The 18,939-nt window shown below is 38.0% G+C and carries 22 protein-coding genes and 1 pseudogene; 15 read left to right on the plus strand and 8 right to left on the minus strand.

The features are described 5' to 3' along the window. The first annotated feature begins 67 nt into the window (after positions 1–67). Positions 68–1,162 carry a HAMP domain-containing sensor histidine kinase gene (locus MKY65_RS00965; protein WP_244882344.1) on the plus strand — a complete coding sequence of 365 codons (1,095 nt, stop codon included), beginning with the start codon at positions 68–70 and terminating at the stop codon, positions 1,160–1,162. Continuing rightward, entirely contained in the window at positions 1,163–1,849 is a 687-nt protein-coding gene (locus tag MKY65_RS00970) for a response regulator transcription factor (protein WP_339181466.1), read from the plus strand. It abuts the gene before it with no gap. 143 nt (positions 1,850–1,992) lie between these two features. Here MKY65_RS00970 and MKY65_RS00975 read toward each other — a convergent pair whose 3' ends face one another. Next, the gene (locus tag MKY65_RS00975; protein ID WP_084612874.1) at positions 1,993–2,667 is read right to left on the minus strand and encodes a PadR family transcriptional regulator; all 675 of its coding nucleotides are present in this window, start codon (positions 2,665–2,667) and stop codon (positions 1,993–1,995) included. A 284-nt stretch (positions 2,668–2,951) separates the two neighbouring features. Here MKY65_RS00975 and MKY65_RS00980 point away from each other — a divergent pair, with 284 nt between their 5' ends. The 4 genes from MKY65_RS00980 (at position 2,952) to MKY65_RS00995 (ending at position 6,213) form a co-directional block, all read left to right on the plus strand. Next, on the plus strand, positions 2,952–3,560 hold the full coding sequence (locus tag MKY65_RS00980) for a pyroglutamyl-peptidase I (RefSeq protein WP_339181469.1): 609 nt from the start codon (positions 2,952–2,954) through the stop codon (positions 3,558–3,560). Positions 3,561–3,579: 19 nt separating this feature from the next. Next, positions 3,580–4,086 (plus strand): NUDIX domain-containing protein, encoded by a 507-nt coding sequence (locus tag MKY65_RS00985; protein ID WP_339181472.1) that lies wholly within the window; start codon positions 3,580–3,582, stop codon positions 4,084–4,086. A 76-nt stretch (positions 4,087–4,162) separates the two neighbouring features. Continuing rightward, a complete protein-coding gene (locus MKY65_RS00990) occupies positions 4,163–4,726 on the plus strand; it encodes an isochorismatase family cysteine hydrolase (protein WP_339181474.1) in 564 nt (187 codons plus the stop codon). A gap of 329 nt (positions 4,727–5,055) precedes the next feature. Beyond that, complete coding sequence (locus tag MKY65_RS00995) at positions 5,056–6,213, plus strand: alanine--glyoxylate aminotransferase family protein (RefSeq protein WP_339181477.1); 1,158 nt, start codon at positions 5,056–5,058, stop codon at positions 6,211–6,213. Between the two features lie 148 nt (positions 6,214–6,361). Here the strand turns inward: MKY65_RS00995 and MKY65_RS01000 are convergent, their stop codons facing one another. The 4 genes and pseudogenes from MKY65_RS01000 to MKY65_RS01015 all read right to left on the minus strand — a co-directional run bounded on the left by MKY65_RS01000 (position 6,362) and on the right by MKY65_RS01015 (position 9,633). Next, positions 6,362–6,781, minus strand: coding sequence for a VOC family protein (locus MKY65_RS01000; RefSeq protein WP_339181479.1), 420 nt, complete (start codon positions 6,779–6,781; stop codon positions 6,362–6,364). Between the two features lie 268 nt (positions 6,782–7,049). Continuing rightward, positions 7,050–8,414 (minus strand): annotated as a pseudogene (locus tag MKY65_RS01005) (transposase); the annotation flags it as partial. Positions 8,415–8,605: 191 nt separating this feature from the next. Further along, positions 8,606–9,031, minus strand: a complete 426-nt coding sequence (locus MKY65_RS01010) for a hypothetical protein (protein ID WP_042530899.1) — start codon at positions 9,029–9,031, stop codon at positions 8,606–8,608. 53 nt (positions 9,032–9,084) lie between these two features. Then, a complete protein-coding gene (locus MKY65_RS01015) occupies positions 9,085–9,633 on the minus strand; it encodes a TetR family transcriptional regulator (RefSeq protein WP_042530901.1) in 549 nt (182 codons plus the stop codon). A 179-nt stretch (positions 9,634–9,812) separates the two neighbouring features. Between MKY65_RS01015 and MKY65_RS01020 the strand changes: the two genes are divergently transcribed. The 5 genes from MKY65_RS01020 (at position 9,813) to MKY65_RS01040 (ending at position 12,975) form a co-directional block, all read left to right on the plus strand. Beyond that, positions 9,813–10,739, plus strand: a complete 927-nt coding sequence (locus MKY65_RS01020) for a DsbA family protein (protein WP_339181484.1) — start codon at positions 9,813–9,815, stop codon at positions 10,737–10,739. A 15-nt stretch (positions 10,740–10,754) separates the two neighbouring features. Continuing rightward, entirely contained in the window at positions 10,755–11,060 is a 306-nt protein-coding gene (locus tag MKY65_RS01025) for a monooxygenase (RefSeq protein WP_339181486.1), read from the plus strand. 280 nt (positions 11,061–11,340) lie between these two features. Then, positions 11,341–11,793 (plus strand): MarR family transcriptional regulator, encoded by a 453-nt coding sequence (locus MKY65_RS01030; RefSeq protein ID WP_042530905.1) that lies wholly within the window; start codon positions 11,341–11,343, stop codon positions 11,791–11,793. 24 nt (positions 11,794–11,817) lie between these two features. Then, on the plus strand, positions 11,818–12,345 hold the full coding sequence (locus MKY65_RS01035) for an N-acetyltransferase (protein WP_339181488.1): 528 nt from the start codon (positions 11,818–11,820) through the stop codon (positions 12,343–12,345). A 12-nt stretch (positions 12,346–12,357) separates the two neighbouring features. Further along, complete coding sequence (locus MKY65_RS01040) at positions 12,358–12,975, plus strand: FMN-binding negative transcriptional regulator (protein WP_339181489.1); 618 nt, start codon at positions 12,358–12,360, stop codon at positions 12,973–12,975. A 63-nt stretch (positions 12,976–13,038) separates the two neighbouring features. Here the strand turns inward: MKY65_RS01040 and MKY65_RS01045 are convergent, their stop codons facing one another. The 3 genes from MKY65_RS01045 to MKY65_RS01055 form a co-directional block, all read right to left on the minus strand. Next, entirely contained in the window at positions 13,039–13,812 is a 774-nt protein-coding gene (locus MKY65_RS01045; RefSeq protein ID WP_339181491.1) for a hypothetical protein, read from the minus strand. Then, positions 13,802–14,140: a PadR family transcriptional regulator gene (locus MKY65_RS01050; protein WP_042530912.1), complete on the minus strand. Its 339-nt coding sequence runs from the start codon at positions 14,138–14,140 to the stop codon at positions 13,802–13,804. Before MKY65_RS01050 ends, MKY65_RS01045 begins: the two co-directional genes overlap by 11 nt. 175 nt (positions 14,141–14,315) lie before the next feature. Beyond that, positions 14,316–14,546 carry a hypothetical protein gene (locus tag MKY65_RS01055; RefSeq protein WP_339181495.1) on the minus strand — a complete coding sequence of 77 codons (231 nt, stop codon included), beginning with the start codon at positions 14,544–14,546 and terminating at the stop codon, positions 14,316–14,318. 385 nt (positions 14,547–14,931) lie between these two features. On the opposite strand from MKY65_RS01055, the gene MKY65_RS01060 reads away from it, so the two are divergent. From MKY65_RS01060 to MKY65_RS01075, 4 genes are all read left to right on the plus strand, one after another. Next, on the plus strand, positions 14,932–15,687 hold the full coding sequence (locus MKY65_RS01060) for an IclR family transcriptional regulator (RefSeq protein ID WP_339181498.1): 756 nt from the start codon (positions 14,932–14,934) through the stop codon (positions 15,685–15,687). Between the two features lie 145 nt (positions 15,688–15,832). Further along, positions 15,833–16,720 (plus strand): NAD(P)-dependent oxidoreductase, encoded by an 888-nt coding sequence (locus tag MKY65_RS01065; protein WP_339181500.1) that lies wholly within the window; start codon positions 15,833–15,835, stop codon positions 16,718–16,720. Between the two features lie 60 nt (positions 16,721–16,780). Beyond that, a complete protein-coding gene (locus tag MKY65_RS01070; RefSeq protein WP_256705504.1) occupies positions 16,781–17,161 on the plus strand; it encodes a carboxymuconolactone decarboxylase family protein in 381 nt (126 codons plus the stop codon). Positions 17,162–17,249: 88 nt separating this feature from the next. After that, positions 17,250–18,890: a DASS family sodium-coupled anion symporter gene (locus tag MKY65_RS01075; protein WP_339181502.1), complete on the plus strand. Its 1,641-nt coding sequence runs from the start codon at positions 17,250–17,252 to the stop codon at positions 18,888–18,890. Positions 18,891–18,939 lie beyond the last annotated feature (49 nt).

Consider the following 18,939-nt stretch of genomic DNA (forward strand, 5'->3'; position numbering starts at 1 on the left):
AGGGACAGCTGTCTCTTCTTTTTACAGCATGGCAGCCTGGATTTTATTATAATAGAAGGGAAAGAAGGTGTTTCCATTGTCTATCAGAAAACGGCTGATTTTATCTAATATAGCGATGATTCTTATCCCGGGTGCTTTATTGTTGATAGCAGAAATTGTTCTCGGCTATCTCCTATTTGTTGTTTTTAACGGCAATCCGCAAGGGGATGATTTAAAGGTTTTTGTTCAATTTCGATTTATCGCGATTGCTCTTATTTTAATCCTGACCAATGGTTTATTGACCTATTTTATGTCCAGGAGTATTATCAACCCTATTTCTAAATTATCAACTGCAGCTAAAAAAATCAGTGAAGGCGATTTGGAATACAGCGTCCAGTCGGATAAAAAAGATGAGTTAGGCGAGCTTGCGAATACATTTGAGACCATGCGCCTTAAATTGAAAGAAGCGGATAGAGAGCAAAAGCGGTATGAAGCGAACCGGCAGGAGCTGATTGCCAGTATCTCTCATGATTTAAAAACACCGCTGACCTCCATCAAAGGCTATGTGAAAGGGATTCAAGACGGGGTAGCGAACACGCCGGAGAAGCTGGACAGGTATATGGATACGATTTATAGAACAGCCAATGATATGGACGGACTGATTGATGAATTATTTCTATACTCCAAACTTGATTTAAAGAAGGAAGCCTTTCAATTTGAAAAAGTAGATTTATATGCCTTCTATGCGGATTTTATGGAGGAACTGGCCTTTAATTTAGAAAAGGAACAAGGGAAAGCGATTTTAGCAGCTGATCCTAAGAAAGACTATATGGTAGAAGCAGACCGGGAAAAATTACGAAGAGTTGTGATGAATATTATTCAAAACAGCTTAAAATATATCGATAAAAAGCAGAAAGAAATTCAAGTGAATTTGACATCTGATACAGATCGAATCGTTGTAGAAATGAGAGATAATGGCAGTGGTATAAGGGAGGAGGATATTCCTTATATTTTCGAAAGCTTTTACCGGACAGATGCGTCGAGGAACTCTGCAACCGGCGGAAGCGGTCTGGGGTTATCGATTGCTGCGAAAATCATTCAAGCGCATGGGGGAGAGATATGGGCAGAGAGCCGGCGCGGGCAAGGAACGAGTATCTATTTTACATTGAAAAGGATGATGTAAATGCAACGTGTATTGATTATTGAAGATGAGAAGGATATTGCAGAATTAGAAAGAGACTACTTGGAGATAAATGGAATTGAGAGTGATATTGCTGCAACGGGAGAAGAGGGATTGAAACTTGCAGCGGCGAATTCTTACAGCCTTATTTTATTAGATCTCATGCTGCCGGGTATCGATGGTTTTGATTTATGTAAAAAGCTGCGGGCGACATTGGATGTGCCTATATTGATGGTGACGGTCAGGAAAGAAGATATTGATAAAATCCGCGGCTTTGGCAGAGGAGCGGATGATTATATTGTAAAACCGTTTAATCCGAATGAACTGATCGCAAGAGTGAAAGCACATATGGCAAGATACGACCGCTTAACCAAACGTGATAAGAAATTAAATGAAATTCATATTAGGAACTTGATGATGGATTCTGATTCACGACGGGTTTTTCTGGATAATGAAGAGAAAATATTTACTGCAAAAGAGTATGACTTATTGTATTTTCTAGCATCTCATCCGAATATCGTTTTCACGAAAGAGCATTTATTTGAACAAATTTGGGGATATGATGCTGTCGGAGATAATACGACCGTGACGGTTCATATCCGGAAAATCCGGGAGAAGATAGAGGAGAATCCGTCCTTGCCGCAGTTTATTGAAACGATTTGGGGCGTGGGGTATCGGTTTCGGAAATGATGTATGTATATTCTAGCAATGGCAGCTAATATCTTTGTATCTATACAGGTATTCAGCTTGGCTGTTGCAGCAGATAGATTAAATAAATGATAAAGTAAAACTTCATTCCATGTTTTTTTGCACCCATGGAATGAAGTTTTAGATTATTCATCATCCGTTGTTTTCTCATCGCCGGCAATTTCTAAAAGCTCTTCCCGTGTTTTTTCAAGCAGCTCCTGCAGCTGTTTTTTCTTTTCGGGATTGTCCATAACCTGGCGACCTGTCTTAAAGAAATCATGGAATAGCTGTTGCATCTCAGATCGTAAGTGCTGCATTTCCTCAATATCTACATTTTCAAATTGATTCATCCGTGAAACAAACGGATCCTCCTTCTGATGTTGGTCTAAATAGGCATTGCCTTCCTCGGTAATGTGATATACCTTTTTCCTGCCCTCTTTAACGGCTTCTACAAAATCCTGATCTTCCAGCATTTGCAGGGTTGGATAAACTGAACCGGGGCTGGGTGAATAAAAACCCTTAAATCTTTCTTCCAGCACCTTGATAATGTCATAGCCATGTCTTGGCTGTTTTTGTAATATCTTCAACAAAACAATTTTAATATCTCCGCGTTTGAAAAAACGTTCGCCGCCACGGCCTCCGCCTCTAGCGTCATGTCCTGCAAAGAAATGAGGGCCGCCTCGTCTTTCAAAATGTTCATTCCCCATTCCAAATTTATTCCGTTTTAAGAAATCCTTATGAAATGTGTTGTCTCCAGCAAAAGGATGATGATTAAAATGAGCCTGCTTTTGGAAAAAGGGATGTTCTTCTCGTTGAAACATAATATATTCCTCCTGTTATTATTTTTTACTTTAAAGTTAACGATATATCGTAATGTAATAATAAGCGATATATCGTTAACTGTCAAGATAAAGCATTTTATGGTTTCAACAGGTGGATGAATCGCAGTTGAAATCATGGTTTACTGCATTGTTGGAAGAGGCAGCGTCTGTATATCGGGACGGTTATGATGAGGTGGGTTTAGTGATTACATTCAATTAGAAATCACATATCGTATGCTATACTGAAATCAAATATATATTTTTAAACAAGGCAGGTGCAGTAGATGACAAAAAAGCTGTTGTTAACTGGGTTTGAACCCTTTCTCGATTTTTCTGTGAATCCAACGAAGAAAATTGCAGGAGAATTAAACGGGGCAGTGATGGGTGATTACACGGTTATCTCCCATGTGTTATCTGTAGATTTTCGTAAGGCTGGGAAGCAGCTCCTCCAATTAATAGAGGAGACGAAACCTGATGCTATTATTTTGCTTGGGCTTGCCGGCGGCAGATTCAAGGTTAATCCAGAACGCATTGCCATTAATGTGAATGATGGACCCAGGGATAATCAAGGTTACAAGCCGGAAAATGAAGTGATACAAGAGGATGGAGCAGACGGACTTTTCTCTACATTGCCGATAAGCAGGATGGTTGAACAATTACAAACTCAAGGTCTTCCTGCTGAAATCTCGAACACAGCGGGAACCTATCTCTGTAATCATGTAATGTATCAAGCTTTGCATTATGCGAAGACAAATAACCGCCATCTACCTGCTGGTTTTATTCATCTTCCTGCCTCCCATGAGCTTGCAATCGAGCATGGAAAAATCCCCAGCTGGAGCCATGATGATTTAAAAAGGGCGGTTATTATTTGTATAGAAACGTTATCAAATTAAAATGGCGGGAGGAAATATAATGAAGCTTCGGCAAATGGCGGTCGCTTTTCTTTTTAATGATCAGCAGGAAGTTTTGTTTCTTCAGAAAAAATCAAACAGTCCCTTTCTCCCCGGGAGAATGGTTCCAATTGGCGGACATATAGAGGCGGGGGAAATAAATACACCATATCATGCATGTATAAGAGAGATTAAAGAAGAAACAGGATTAACAGAGAAGCAGTTAAACAATCTGAGACTTCGCTATGTTGTACACAGAATGAGAAATAACAGTGAAATTAGAATCCAATATGTCTATTTTGGAAGCGTATCAGTCCATTCTAATCTACTTGAAAGTGATGAAGGAGAGTTATCTTGGGTGAATGCGCAGGATATTGTTCATCAGGCAGTCACTGCCACTACGAAAGAAATGATGAAACACTATATGGAAATTGGCAAATCAACAAATAAAGTATATGTAGGCACGATGAAATCGTTGAATGGAGAACCGGATATTGCTTGGGGTGTACTGGAGGATTGGGAAAAGTAAGTGGATGGAGAGATAAAATAGCATTCATTAATTATCATTACCAGCTTCATAACATTTAAGAAATGAGGAATAATCCATGAAAAAAGCATTGATAAATATTGATTATACGGTAGATTTTGTGGCAGATGACGGCGCATTGACATGCGGGAAACCCGGCCAGGATTTGGAAAATAGGATGGTTGCTATAACGGAGCGATTTATCAAGGAAGGCGATTATACCGTCTTTGCAGTAGATGTGCATGATAAAGACGATGCTTATCATCCAGAACAGAAGCTGTTTCCGCCCCATAATATCCGCGGGACAAGCGGAAGGGACCTATATGGAGAGCTGCAGGAAACATATGAAGCAAATCGGGATAAAGAAAACGTATATTATCTGGATAAAACGAGATATTCTGCCTTTGCCGGCACAGATTTAGAAATTAAATTACGGGAAAGAAATATTGAAGAAGTACATCTGGTTGGTGTATGTACCGATATTTGTGTGCTGCATACAGCAGTTGATACTTATAATAAGGGTTTTCGCATTGTTGTGTATAAAGATGCGGTTGCTTCCTTTAATCAGGCAGGGCATGATTGGACGCTGGAACATTTTGAAAACTCGCTGGGAGCTGTTGTGAAGGAATCAGAGGATAAATAAAAAGCCCATATTAAAACACAGAGAGTATTTTTGCTGTCATGATCTCTGTGTTTTAATATGGACAATTATCTACACACATCATTTTCTTGGAGTAAATAATTCTTTTTAGAAAATGAAACTTTTCTACACCAAAATGCCTTTAAACCTTCCGCTGCTTCCAAAAATGGAGAAGGCATGAAAGTTCAACTGGAAAATTTTTATCATTAAATGGAAAGCGTAAACTATACTTTATAAAGGAACAATGATATTATTTCTAATATAGATTCATATAATTGAGAATTTACTTAAATATGCGAAACTTGAATAAAAAGGAAGGGAGGAGAAAGGTTATGTATTCCAATATTCTTAGACATCCTGGGCCTACGCCAATTCCTAAAAAAGTGGAAATGGCAATGGGACAAAATATGATCAGCCATCGTTCCGAGGAGTTTACCAGGCTATATCGGGAAACAACGGAACGTGTGAAAACCTTATTCGGAACGAAACAGGATATTATGCTGCTTCCTTCAGGCGGTACGGCAGCTTTAGAAGCGGCTGTGGCCAATACTGCTTCCGCTGGTGATGAAGTAGTCGTTGTCACGATAGGAGCTTTTGGGGATTATTTCGTTTCAATTTGCGAGAAGCATGGTCTGCATGTTCATAAGCTTGAAAAAAACTGGGGTGAAGCGTGTACGAAAGAAGAGCTCGCAAACTTTTTAAAACCCTTATCCGGAATCAAGGCGGTTTTTGTTACTTATAATGAAACGTCTACAGGGATTTTAAACCCGGTTAAGCAATTAGCAGAAGCAGTACACGAGCACTCAGATGCGCTGTTTATTGTGGATGGGGTAAGCTGTATTGGAGGCGCTCCTGCAGAAATGGACCAATGGGGGATCGACATTTTAGTGACTGGTTCGCAAAAAGCAATCATGCTTCCGCCGGGACTTGCTTTTGTGGCTGTAAGTGAAAGGGCATGGAAGGTCATAGAAGCAAATGGTACGACAGTTTATTATTTAGATTTATTAAGCTATCGTGATTGGGCAGAAAAATCAATGACACCAAATACACCGGCGATTTCATTGATTATGGGATTATCTGCTGTTTGCGATTTAATAGAGGAAGAGGGCGGATTTTCAAAAACCGTAGAACGTCATGAACTCATGAAAAATATGGTTCGGGAAGCCATGAGAGCTCTCTCTATTGACTTGTTAACAAGTGATGAGCATGCCTCCCCAACATTAACGACGATCTGCGCTCCAAAAGGAGTGGAGCTTTCCGACTTTTTAGCACATTTAAAGAAAAAGTATCATCTTGATTTCGCAGGCGGTCTTGGTCACCTTCAAGGCAACGTTTTTCGATTTGGACATATGGGCTATTGCTTCCCAAGCGATATATTACAAGCAGTTTCCTTGATCGAAGCAGGCTTGCAGGATTTCTCGTATTCATTCGAGAGCGGCGCCGGGGTAAAAGCGGCGCAAGATGTTTTCTTGTCCTCTTTAAAAAAGTAATAGATTCATCAGGCATGAAAAGAGTTTTTTAGGCATTCCCTAAGTTTACATAAATTTAGGGAATGCTGCTTTTAAGAAAATGATGGATTAAAATGCAAGCCTAATCTGCATCCATTGCCGGTTTCCTATAATGTAATTTCTCTTGCTTTTATTTTCCATTTCTCTGCATTTTTCTAACATTATCTGAATGAAAAGGAGAATCTTCTGCTTCATTCACCACGCTAAAAGGATTTCCATCCAAATCGAAAAAGTCAAAGCATTTCATACCGCCAAAATTGTTTATTTCAGTAGTTTCTACATTATGGATCTGAAAGTGATGATGTGCTGCTTCGATGTCATCTACAACAAAATTATAATAAGCATTTTTCTGGCGCCCCTCCGTGATAAATGCAACAGGCTGCTCGGATTCTGCTTTTATCAGAGCTAATTGTGTGGAACCGGCGGCTAAATAAAACCCGGCTCCGTTATCCCAACTGTCAATTTTTTGTGCTCCGAGATATTTTTCATACCAATCTGCAGCTTTTTCAATATTAGTGACAGGAATAAAGATACTGCCGATTTTAAACATAACCATTCCCCCATCCAGTGTTAGTTATTAAAGTAATGAATACTCCCGCCACTTCATTTCTGCTGAAATTTGAAGGGGGGGGGTTTCTGGGGTATCGACTTTTATGACGATTAACCGCCAGTGGAGTTGACACGTTGGTGTGCTAAAAACACCCAACCCCGCTATCCCATTGGTCCTGCCTTTGGGACTACTTTTATTTAAGAATGATTGCTGCCGGTCGAAGCAGCATCTCAATGCAAGCGAAGGGTTCTTCAAATGCTTCCCGAAAGACTTTCTTCATAATATTTCCGGCTCCATTGACATCGGCATTCACCATAACTCCATGCTTGGACTGATACAGCCCGCGTTTTATTCGCTTACCTGAAAAGGATTTTTTGGAAATCTTTTCACCGTAAACAGGAATTTCATCCCGATCAAGAAAGCTCGCTTTCGATGTGTAGGATTCTTCTGTCACAATAACTTTGATTCCATGTCTCTGGGCTTTGTATTTGATCATTTGCATCAAAAGACGATGCGGAATGGTTGTAAACGATTGGTTGTTTCGTTTCCCCATTTTGGCATGTTGTTTCCACGCTTTATTTTGCCCAATAATGATGGTATCAATATCCTCTTCCAGGGCTATTTTTTCGATTCGGTAACTCGCTTTATGAAATAAATCTTTGATTTGATTAAAGCGTTTGTAGTTGATTTTCTCCAATCGTTTCGACGTAAACAGACCTTCATTGGTGTTTTTACCCTGTCTAAGAATTCCGTGATAATGCGCTTTCAATTGGTTGTAGCGTTGATTGATGGATTTGATATTTTTGCCCTTCACTATAGCAGGCTTTCGTCCTGTGTTGGTGACAATGGTTGCAAGGTTATCCATTCCTAAATCAACGGACATGTACCGTTTTTTCGATGCTTTCATTTCTTGTTCTGACGGCATTTGAAAAATCAGCTCTACCATGTAGTGACCATACTTTGGGATAAGGCGGACTTGTTTCAGTCTTCCTTCCGTAAACCCTAATTTACCGATGTTTAAACGTTCCTTCGTTTTAGGAAACTTCAAAAATTTATTCTCTTTTATGACACAATCTTGGTTTGAAAAAAGAACTTCTTTTTCTTTCTTACGACGATATCCTGGAATTTTTGGTCTTGCTTTAAACTTGGAAGGGTTCGTTTTATATTCTCGTAAACTGCCATAAAATGCTTTCCAATTTTGGAACACCGTTTTCATAACCCCTTGACTCGATTGCGTTGGCAGAGAGCGATAATCTTCTTGTGCCATGGATTTAAAAAGAGCATCCAAAAAATTGTAATCAACATAAGGGTTTTCTCTAGAAGGTTCTTTGAATAAATGACACTTGATTTCTTTTCGTTCTCGGGCGGGTTTTGAATGTTCTTTTACGACCTTCTTTTGATAAACAACGAATTGGTTAGCGTTGATTATTGGCATATGTTTTTGGATAGTATCTAACACTTCTTCCTGAAGCGGCTGAAACGCTTTTTCCTGCGTGAAAGCTGTAAATACCTGCCGGATATAAAAATTGGTCGTGTTATGCATATTCTTTGCATGTTGACACATTTCTTTGAAATATCCGTGCATACGGTGATTCTTTTTTACCCATATTTGCATTGTTTGGTAATTCGCCATTTACTTTTCACCCCCCTCTATATCGAACTAATGTTCTATAACTTATTTTACTATAAAGGGAATAAAAATTCTAGCAAAAAAAAGCGAAAACCGCCAATTCACCTCCCACCTAAAATTCCATCGAATTTTTGAGGAAGGAGTCCTCTTGGCTGAAATGATAGATATCCAAAAATCTTAAGCAGGATTTTGTATTATGCACTAAATTCATCGTCCTTCGAGGCTTGTTGCGTTTCATTTGAAATGGCATATAATCCCAAGCTGCCCCCAGATAAAGTAAGCAATAAAGGAATAATACTTCCGAGAAAAAACGAAAAGATCATGGCAATGACAGCTACGGATATATGCGGTTTGACTGACATGATAATCCCAAGGAAAAAGACAACAATAGCTGCACACATAATAATGAACGTATATATCATATACCCTGTATGAAAAATCCCGCTTACGAGATCAAATAATCCGGAAGTCAATTCAATGATTGGGAAGAATGGAAAAATTGTATCTATCTCGGAAAATTCATAACTGTCTAAGCTGGAATAGATAAAAAAGAACTGGATAGCGGATATTAGACCGCCTAATGAAATAAGTAAACCAGAGATCATTTTTTGTTTATGCATTTTAGTTCATTCCTTCCGAATTCTCTTCATTTTACCTCATTTCACCTGTATCCTCATTCCAGTTTATGCAGAATAAAAGAAAGCAGTGGTTGAATGAATGCTTCAGGAGACAACGTGCTTTTTTTCCATTCTACGGAAGCTCCGTAAATGGTCCAGCTTAGGATGGCTGCCATTTTGCGAAGGATATCTTCTTCTTTAGCAGGATTCTCTTTTTGCAGCAGCGGATAGATGATAACTGCCAGATGTTCTCTAATAATACGCGCAATTGTTTCTTCATACCCTTGGTGACAACGGGATGATAAAGTGGTTTGAAAGTTTGCCACCGCAATAAATAACTGGGTGGCAGCATGGTCCCCCCATGTCATTTGATGGATTGCTTTCGTATCTAAATTAAAAAGCAGGACTTCAGATAACACTTTTTCTAATAAATCATATTTATCTTCGTAGTGATAGTAGAAAGTAGCGCGATTGACCATCGCTGCTTCGGTAATATCGGTGATGCGGATATCATTGAATTCTTTCTTCTCGGAAAGGGCAATAAATGCATCCATGATGAGTCTTCGCGTCCGTAATATTCTCAAATCTGTTTTCTCTTCGGTCACCGGAATCCCTCCTGTTTTTCAACAGTTTTTAAAATATGTTGTATATACGATAAATCTAGAAGTTTATTGGTTTTTATGTTATTGCTTGTATCCTATAATAGAATAAGAACAGTGTAAATAAAAGAAATTAGGATGAAATAGCTGCTATTTAAAGTAATTTAGAATAAGGAGATTGAAGAATGAGTCAAAAAAAGATGGTATGCGATGTGGAAACAGGTCTGTGTGGAGAAGCTGACGGGGAAGAGATGGAGGCAGTTCAATTCAACCAGCCCAAGAAAGAAATTGATATCTATTATGTGACAGATCCGATTTGTTCTCATTGCTGGGCGCTCGAGCCGGTATTACGGCGTTTTCAGCTACAATTTGGATCGTATTTTAAGTTTCATACTGTGATGGGCGGACTTTTGGAAAAATGGAGCGATACGCCAGTTGACCCGGCTAATGGCATATCAGGACCAGCTGACGTCGTAGCGCATTGGAAAGAGGTTGGGCAGCATTCCAGAATGCCGATTGATGGGTCATTAATGGCGGATGACTATGTCACCTCATCGTACCCGCCGTCCCGCGTTTTTAAAGTAATTCAAAAAGAATACAATGACAAACTGGCGTATACGTTTTTGAGACATGCACGAGAAGCATTATTTGCTTTTAACCAGAACATCTCCGATTCTAAAATACTTGTTGAACTGATAGAAGGATTGGGTCTGGATGGAGAAAAAATTGTTCAGCAGGCTGATTCAGCATTGGGGCATCAATTGCTGGAGGAAGACTTCAACCTGAAAGACAATCTTGGTGTCAGAGGATTCCCGACGATTATTATGGTGAATCAGGAAGGACAAGGAATTAAAATAGTCGGTGCCCGTGCGTTTGATGATTATGTCAGAGGTCTGCAGCAGGTGCTTCCAGAAGACAGACTGCAGCCGAAACAGACTCCTGCATTTGCGGATTTATTAAAACAGGAGAACCTTTTATTCTCTAAAGAAGTGGAAGTACTATATGACCTGGAGCACAGCCAAGTCGGCAGCTTTGCTGAGAAAGAGCTGGAAGCGGAAGATTATCAGATTCATAATCTTCTTGGAGAAAATTATTATACCCTTAAAAAATAAGAGAGGTGCGTAAGAATGGCATATATTTTACAAATCGATTTTACGATGGAAGGACCTTTTGGCGAAGAGATGGCAACTGCATTCCATGATTTGGCAATGAGCATTCGCGAAGAGGAAGGCTTCCAATGGAAGATATGGACAGAAAATCCGGATACAAAAGAAGCTGGCGGCATTTATGTTTTTGAAACAAAGGAAGCTGCTGAGAAATATTTAGATATGCATACAAAACGTCTGGCACAATTTGGGCTGGAGAATGTACGGGCAAAAGTGTTCGGGATCAATGAGACATTGACTAAAGTGACGGATGGTCCGGTGGAATAGAAATTTACTAAACAGGTGATGACTGTGAGAAGCGGACAGTCATCACCTGTTTTTAAAACGAAAATCCTTTCCTTTTGGAAATGTTTGCTAATTCTATTATCGATTTTCTGAAAGAAAAAGGCTGCAGTTTTAATTGTAGGAGCGGGCAGGGAAAGTAATATGGAGTAATAAGTAATCAATACTCAGCGAACTGTTTAAATTTCGTTGAGTATTTTTTGTTGTAAATACAACAAAAATAAATTAAAATTTACGTATAACAGAAATCGCCGGGGGTGAAAGCATGGCTGAAATCCTGCGTGAAATTGGAATGATTGCGAGAGCGCTTGATTCTATCAGCAACATCGAATTTAAAGAATATGATCTTACCAAAGGTCAATATTTATACCTGGTCCGTATTTGTGAAAATCCGGGTATTATTCAAGAAAAGCTCGCTGAAATGATTAAAGTAGACCGGACAACAGCAGCACGCGCCATCAAAAAGCTGGAGACAAATGGTTTTATTCACAAGAAGTCGGATGCGAATAACAGAAAGATAAAAAAGCTGTTCCCCACAGAAAAGGGAGAAAGCATTTATCCAATGATCAAAAAGGAAAATGATTACTCTAATCAGGTTGCTTTAGAAGGACTGACAGAGGAAGAAGCAGCAGCCCTGGTTTATTTACTCGAAAAGGTTCGAAAAAATATGGAGGTAGACTGGGAATTTGTGAAGAAGGGTAATAAGCGTGCATATTAAATGGGAAGAAGGGAAGATAGAAAGATGGCTATCAAAATAAAAGTTTGCAGTCAGGATGATTTGCAGGCGCTCCAAGAAATCAGTATCGAAACATTTACGGAAACATTCCAAGAACAGAATACACCGGAGAATATGCAAGCGTATTTAGAAAACGCATATACATTGGATAAGCTTCAAAAGGAAATGTCACAGAGTGATTCAACATTCTTTTTCATCTTTTATAATGACCAGCATGCTGGATATATGAAAGTGAATACCGATGATGCGCAATCAGAAGAAGTTGGAGAAGACGCATTGGAAATAGAAAGGATTTATATTCGAAGCGGGTTCCAGCGAAAGGGATTAGGAAAATATTTGATGGACAAAGCAATTGAAATAGCGAAGGACAAAAAGAAGAAAAAAGTATGGCTGGGAGTTTGGGAATATAATAAACAGGCGCTTCTTTTTTATGAAAAGAATGGTTTTGTACAGACGGGATCACATTCCTTTTTTATGGGAAGCGATGAACAGACGGATTATATCATGACGAAAACACTGAAAGTATACGCTTAAAGGAGGCAGACAATGTATGTACCGAAGCGTTTTAAAGTAACCGATACGAAAGAAATATGGGAATTTGTCAAACAGCATTCTTTTGCAACGCTGGTGACAGCAGAAGATAATATACCTGTTGCGACACATCTGCCAGTAACTGTGAGCAGGGCGGATGATGATTATCGAATCACAGGTCATATGGCGTATGCCAACCTGCAATGGAAAACATTTGAAAGCGTGGATGATGCATTAGTGATATTTCAAGGGCCTCACGCTTATGTTTCATCGACATGGTATGCCCATGAGAATGTTCCGACATGGAATTATCAGGCTGTCCATATGTATGGAACGCCGCGTATATTGGAAAAAGAAGAACTTTTGGAATCATTAAAAACGTTATCGGATACGTATGAAAATCATCGGGACCCTTCCTTTTCAGTGGAGGGTTATACGCCGAAGCTATTGGATGCACAGTTGAAAGCCATTGTGGGTTTGGAGATAAAAGTGACAGAGGTGCAGGCTGCGTATAAATTAAGTCAGAATCGGAACGAGACAGATTATCAGCGTATTATTGATCATTTGAAGAAGGAGGGGGATTCTGATTCTGAGCGGATTGCAGAGCAGATGGAGAATAGATTGGAGAAATGAAAAGAATAATCGAAAAAAGCAGCACGTTTTCTGTATTATACGTGCTGCTTCGTTATAAAATTCTTAATTAGAGGTCTTTTTATCCTCTTTTTTCGATGTGTATATTAAAATTCCTATCGCAGTAATAGCGATAACAAAAAATACAATGGCAGAGATCCATACATAAGATTCGCTCTCTGGGCTGCTGCCGCCAGTTACTATTTTTGCAATGATCTCGGGCAAGCAGATCAAGAATATAAACAAAGCCAAAAAGCCTTGTTTCATAATAAGCGGAACGATAATGAATATGCTTAAGAGAATAGCCCCGATAATAAGGTTTACAGTTTGATTACTTTCTGCGATAACAATTCCCGGGTAGTTTCGGATAATAAACTGTGCGCCGACCATAGATGCTATGAAAAGGGAAAAGAAAATTCCATAGCTAATATAGGTTTTTTTACTATCCCCGTATTTTGTAACGATTTTTTTTACAATAATAATTGTACCAACTGTTCCAATAGCCAACACTGCAAGGTTATAAAGGATGACACTAGTATTTAACTCGAAATCCCCGCTAATTAAATCGGGAATGATAAATACCCCCAGCAAATAGATAAGCAATAAAATACTGTATTTTATAAAGCCTTTATCCCGCGGCAGTTCTTCGGAAATGGAACGGATATAATCTTTGACAGAGCCTCCGGTAATGCTTTCGACACTTTGTCCATGTGCTTCTGCTTCTTTTAAATGATCTCGCAATTCTTCTTCTATTTCTTGAATATCTTTATCCTTTTTTCCCCGGCTCATTAATTCCAGACGCAAATTCAATAAGAATTTTTCCGCTTCTTTACTTAGCATCCTCCACACTCCTCATCAAATTATTCATCCCCTTATTCAAATAAGACCATTTATTGCGAAATACAGCTAATTCTTCTAATCCTTTATCTGTAATGGTGTAGTATTTTCGTTTCGGGCCGCCCGTATCGGATTTTTTAAGTTCGGTTTGAACATACCCTTTTTTGCTTAAGCGAAGAAGGACAGGGTAGATACTACCATCACTGATTTCCGGAAAATCTCGTTCTTTTAATTTCTCAAGGATTTCATATCCATACGTTTCTCCTTGCGAAATCAATCCTAGTATTGCACCGTCTAATAATCCCTTCATCATCTGATCAGATACTGACATGTCGTACCTCCTTAACTATCTTATAATACACTATAGTTGAATGAAAGATAATTGTCAACTATCTTATATAGAAAGGTAGTTGAGGTGTTAGTTGTTTTTTTATGAGAGGAGTGTAGAAGTAAAAGCGCGTATAAAAGAAAAAGTACGTTGTTTCCGTTCGTTTTATCGTCTAAAATTAGAAGTACGATAATAAGGAGTTGAAAAGCAGTATAATCGGATTACAAATCGGGCTATGCTTTTGCTTTATTGCTATATGTGCCGTTATTGCCTGGTACGAAGGAAGCGGAATAATCATCTCTTCAGACGCATGGAATACTTCTGTTACAATGTTTAATCCGTCTAATGGAATAATAACAAAAGCAAGTGACTTAGTTGTTTGGGTTTTTTTGTATATGCAGCGAAACATTCACCAATCTATCTCCTTATCATGGTTGTGATAAGTCTATATTTATTTGTTTTAATCGGATATCTGCTTCTCAAAAAAAGGAATAAGTTTCCTCTTTATTTGTGGGAATTATCAGCTGTATTTGTTTTTTTAGTGTGCTATTTATTAGTGCAGATATGGTAGACAGAAAAGCTTTTTCTTTACCTTTCAATATGAGCGCGATGATTTGCTGTATTGCCGGATGGTTAATTAAAAGTAAAATGAAGTTACTTTCTCTTTACGAGTAGGACAGGAATAAAGTTGTTATTGAATAGTATAAAATAATATAAAGAAGAATTTTTGGTAATAAAATGATTAATTGTATTACTATTGAATCTAAGAAAATAAAGGAGTGAGTACATACAAAATGGAGAAAAAAGCAAAAGATAATCTTTTAGATAAATCATTAAAAATCATTCAAGCATTTATTGATCACAATGAGAGTTGGGGAGTCAGAGAATTAGCTGCGTATTTGGATTATACCGTTCCGACCACTCACCGGATTTTATTACAATTAAAAGAACATAGTATCTTAGATTATGACGAACATAAAAATAGATATATTGTTGGAACAGAACTGATAAGAATAAGTGCTAAAGTGGCGTCTAGATCCAGTTTACAAAGTATAGCAAGACCGTTCTTGAAGGCACTTGCAAAGAAATATGAGGAGACAATATGCCTTTTGATGTTAAGAAAAGATACCAGAGAAATTTTTTGGGCAGATAAAGTAAACGGCCCTAAACCGCTGCAATATATTATACCTCTGGGAGAATTGCAATCACTGCCCTATGGAAGCAGCGGGAAATCTATATTAGCATTTCTGGATGAAGATATAATTGATGAGATTTTGAAAGACGACAAATTCACTGAAAAAGAAGTAGCTACTATAAAAAAAGAGTTAATCAAAATAAGAGAAGAAAGATATCATTATTCAGTTAGTGAAAGACTGGAAGGATCTTCAGGAATCGGTTCTCCTATATTTAATTCAGATAATGAGCCAATAGCGAGTATCATCCTGACAGCGCCAACACCCAGAGTTACGAAGGAAGTAATAGAATCTGCATCGGTTGATATAAAAAATACAGCTAAAGAAATTTCTTCCATCTTAGGTGCAACAAAGTAAAATAAACCCGTTTCATAAACTTATGAAATGGGTTTATTTTTTGTTGACAACATAATTTCAATGTTGTAATATAATCTCAATATATGATACATTGTACCAAAATACGATACAAGATGTTTTGATTATTATAACAGAGGTGAAGTTTATGAAGAAGGTTGGTTTTATCGGCGTGGGCGCCATGGGGCATTGGATGGTTAAAAATTTGGTTGGCCATGTTGAAAGTCTAATTATTTTTGATGCTAATAAAAAAGCATTAAAGATGTTTGAGCACGAGCATATTGACTTGGCGAATTCAATAGCTGAGGTGGGAGAGAAATCAGATCTTGTTATTTTAATGCTTCCTAATTCAACGATAGTTCAAGATGTTGTTCTCGGAGAAGGAGGATTGATAAATTCACTAAGAGAAAATGCTTTGATTATTGATATGAGTAGTTCTTATACCTTTGAAACTACTAAAATGAAAGCGCTTTTGGATAAAAAAGGAATACGATTGCTGGACGCGCCAGTCTCTGGAGGAGTTCCTAAAGCTAAAAGTGGAGAGCTTACCATTATGGTTGGAGGGGATAAGGATGATTTACAAGAGGCAAATGAAGTTATCAGACATTTAGGCACCCAAATCAAGCTGATTGGAAAGACAGGGACTGGACATGCTTTGAAAGCAATTAATAATTATTTAGCAGCAGCAACAATGTATGCCACTGCTGAGGCGCTCATGTTAGCTAAAAAAGTAGGGATAGCCCCGGAAACCGCTTTAGAGTCCATTAACACGAGTACTGGAAGAAGTCATTCGTCGGAATTTAAGTACCCGACCTATGTCTTACCAAGAGAATTTGTATCTAATTTCTCATTGGGCTTACAGCTTAAAGATATCAATATGGCGAAGGATATGGCTTCAGATGTTCATATGCCTATGCTCCTTGGCTCCAGTTTAATTGAAATTTATGAAGCAGCTAGCATTACAGGGGGTGATAAACAAGATCATACAGAAATAATTAAATTTCTAGAACGTATTAGTGAAGAAAAATTAACTTAATAGGCGAAGAAAACGATGTATGTAAGTAATTAAAAAATTAAAGATGAAGGAGAGTTATAAATGACTGAAAAATTTGATAAAGGTCTTGAAATTAGAAAAGAAGTGTTAGGTAAGGAGTATGTGGAAACGTCTATCAATAATGCAACTGATTTTAATATGGATCTCCAAAAGTTTGTTACAGAATATTGCTGGGGAGAGATTTGGGGAAGAGAAGGGTTACCCAAAAAAACTAGAAGTATTATTAACTTGGCTATGATTACAGCATTAAATCGTCCGCATGAATTAAAGCTTCATGTAAGAGGAGCGCTAAATAATGGTTTAACAGAAGATGAAATCAAAGAGGTGTTGCTGCAGACAGCCGTATATTGTGGTGTTCCTGCTGCGATTGATGCTTTTAGAACGGCAAAAGAAGTTATTGAGGATTATAACGCTAATTCATAAAGCTGATGAAAGGATTTCCTGAATGGGTCAGGTTTAGGGAATCCTTCCATTCAAAATCAATCAAAGACAGGGGTAAGGGAGGATATGTATGTCCAGAACCAATACTGCGGCCGATTTGTGGAATTCAATGTGGAAACAACACTACAGAATTAAAGAATTGTTTCAGTTTTCTTCGTATATGAAGAAGAAAGAAAGCTTAAAAGAAATTGAAGATAACAGTATTGAGGAAGAAAAAACAAATAATAATGATCCTAATTTTAAACCCACATATACAAAAGCAAGATTAATTGGATTAATTTTAGGACCAGCATTATTTTTAGTAACCTTATTATTCTTTCAACCATCAGATTTAAGTTCTCAAGGGGTAGCAACTTTAGCGATAACACTCTGGATAGCCACATGGTGGATTACGGAAGCTATTCCAATTCCTGCAACTGCTTTATTGCCTATCATTTTATTTCCTTCATTTGGGGCGCTGGGAAGTGGAGAGGTCGTGTCTTCATATGGAGATGACATCATTTTCTTGTTCCTGGGCGGCTTCTTAATTGCAGGTGCGATGGAAAAGTGGAATCTTCATTTAAGAATTGCGTTATTTATTATCAACCTGATAGGAGTCAGTTCGAATCGGCTAGTATTAGGGTTTATGGTATCTACAGGCTTTTTATCGCTTTGGATATCCAATACAGCTGCGGCGATGATAATGATTCCAATTGGTTTGGCGATAATTACCCAAGCAGCAAAATCATTTGAGAATAAACCCGAGAGTATAGACGATTTAAAGAAGTTTGAAAAGTCAATTGTATTTGGGATTGGGTATGCGGCAACAATTGCCGGTTCAGGAACGTTGATTAGTGGAACGGCTAACCCAATTATGGCAGCTCAGGCAAAGAAATTATTTGATGTGGATATTACTTTTGGGCAGATAATGATGGTAGGTATACCATTTGTTGCTATATTTATTACGCTGGTCTGGCTGTATTTAACAAAAGTGAAATATCGAACGAAAATAAAATATTTCCCAGGTGGTTCTGAAATAATTAAAGATGAGAAGAAAAAGCTGGGAAAAATGATTTTCGAAGAAAAAATAGTTCTTATTATATTTACTTTTGTTGCTTTTATGTGGATTACCAGATCTTTTATCTGGACTAATATTTTAATAGAGGTTTCAGATGGAATGATTGCCATGTTAGCGGTAATACTCCTGTTCTCTATTCCTGCAGCTAACAGAAAGGAAAGAATTTTGGAGTGGGATGATACGAAAAAAATACCATGGGGAATCTTAGTACTTTTCGGTGGCGGATTAGCGATAGCTGCAGCATTTACAAATACAGGACTTGCTGAATGGATTGGTCAACAACTGGTGCTGCTGGAAGGTGCACATTACCTCTTGATTTTAAGTGTACTAATTGCTTCTGTGCTTATTCTTACTGAGATAACATCTACTACGGCAACTGCTACGCTGCTTATGCCGATTGTAGGAATGTTAGGCGTAGCTATTGGAGTGAACCCGATAATTTTAATGTTAGCTAGTGCATTTGCGACAAATGCTTCGTTTATGCTGCCCGTAGCAACCCCTCCTAATGCAATCTTGTTTGGGACGGGAAAAGTTTCTATATTAGAAATGATAAAAGTTGGAGGAGCTCTAAATATTATTTCCTTCTTTTTAATTCTATTAATCGCAACCATTTATTTGCCTATGGTTTGGGGATTAGACATGCTTAACTTTTAATTTTAATGTTGGGAAAAATAATTAATGTTATTTTGAAAGCGTTTTATTA

This window comes from Oceanobacillus sp. FSL W7-1293 (assembly GCF_037969815.1).
In the GTDB taxonomy this organism is placed as follows: domain Bacteria; phylum Bacillota; class Bacilli; order Bacillales; family Amphibacillaceae; genus Oceanobacillus; species Oceanobacillus oncorhynchi.

Bases quoted from the DNA above. Each gene is read 5' to 3' on its own strand.
- MKY65_RS01030 (WP_042530905.1), top strand. From the start codon at position 11,341: ATGGCTGAAATCCTGCGTGAAATTGGAATGATTGCGAGAGCGCTTGAT.
- MKY65_RS01020 (WP_339181484.1), top strand. From the start codon at position 9,813: ATGAGTCAAAAAAAGATGGTATGCGATGTGGAAACAGGTCTGTGTGGA.
- MKY65_RS00985 (WP_339181472.1), top strand. From the start codon at position 3,580: ATGAAGCTTCGGCAAATGGCGGTCGCTTTTCTTTTTAATGATCAGCAG.
- MKY65_RS00975 (WP_084612874.1), bottom strand. From the start codon at position 2,667: ATGTTTCAACGAGAAGAACATCCCTTTTTCCAAAAGCAGGCTCATTTT.
- MKY65_RS00990 (WP_339181474.1), top strand. From the start codon at position 4,163: ATGAAAAAAGCATTGATAAATATTGATTATACGGTAGATTTTGTGGCA.
- MKY65_RS01050 (WP_042530912.1), bottom strand. From the start codon at position 14,140: ATGTCAGTATCTGATCAGATGATGAAGGGATTATTAGACGGTGCAATA.
- MKY65_RS00980 (WP_339181469.1), top strand. From the start codon at position 2,952: ATGACAAAAAAGCTGTTGTTAACTGGGTTTGAACCCTTTCTCGATTTT.
- MKY65_RS01055 (WP_339181495.1), bottom strand. From the start codon at position 14,546: ATGTTTCGCTGCATATACAAAAAAACCCAAACAACTAAGTCACTTGCT.
- MKY65_RS01000 (WP_339181479.1), bottom strand. From the start codon at position 6,781: ATGTTTAAAATCGGCAGTATCTTTATTCCTGTCACTAATATTGAAAAA.
- MKY65_RS01070 (WP_256705504.1), top strand. From the start codon at position 16,781: ATGACTGAAAAATTTGATAAAGGTCTTGAAATTAGAAAAGAAGTGTTA.
- MKY65_RS01075 (WP_339181502.1), top strand. From the start codon at position 17,250: ATGTCCAGAACCAATACTGCGGCCGATTTGTGGAATTCAATGTGGAAA.
- MKY65_RS01065 (WP_339181500.1), top strand. From the start codon at position 15,833: ATGAAGAAGGTTGGTTTTATCGGCGTGGGCGCCATGGGGCATTGGATG.
- MKY65_RS00995 (WP_339181477.1), top strand. From the start codon at position 5,056: ATGTATTCCAATATTCTTAGACATCCTGGGCCTACGCCAATTCCTAAA.
- MKY65_RS01060 (WP_339181498.1), top strand. From the start codon at position 14,932: ATGGAGAAAAAAGCAAAAGATAATCTTTTAGATAAATCATTAAAAATC.
- MKY65_RS01040 (WP_339181489.1), top strand. From the start codon at position 12,358: ATGTATGTACCGAAGCGTTTTAAAGTAACCGATACGAAAGAAATATGG.
- MKY65_RS01045 (WP_339181491.1), bottom strand. From the start codon at position 13,812: ATGCTAAGTAAAGAAGCGGAAAAATTCTTATTGAATTTGCGTCTGGAA.
- MKY65_RS00970 (WP_339181466.1), top strand. From the start codon at position 1,163: ATGCAACGTGTATTGATTATTGAAGATGAGAAGGATATTGCAGAATTA.
- MKY65_RS01010 (WP_042530899.1), bottom strand. From the start codon at position 9,031: ATGCATAAACAAAAAATGATCTCTGGTTTACTTATTTCATTAGGCGGT.
- MKY65_RS01025 (WP_339181486.1), top strand. From the start codon at position 10,755: ATGGCATATATTTTACAAATCGATTTTACGATGGAAGGACCTTTTGGC.
- MKY65_RS01035 (WP_339181488.1), top strand. From the start codon at position 11,818: ATGGCTATCAAAATAAAAGTTTGCAGTCAGGATGATTTGCAGGCGCTC.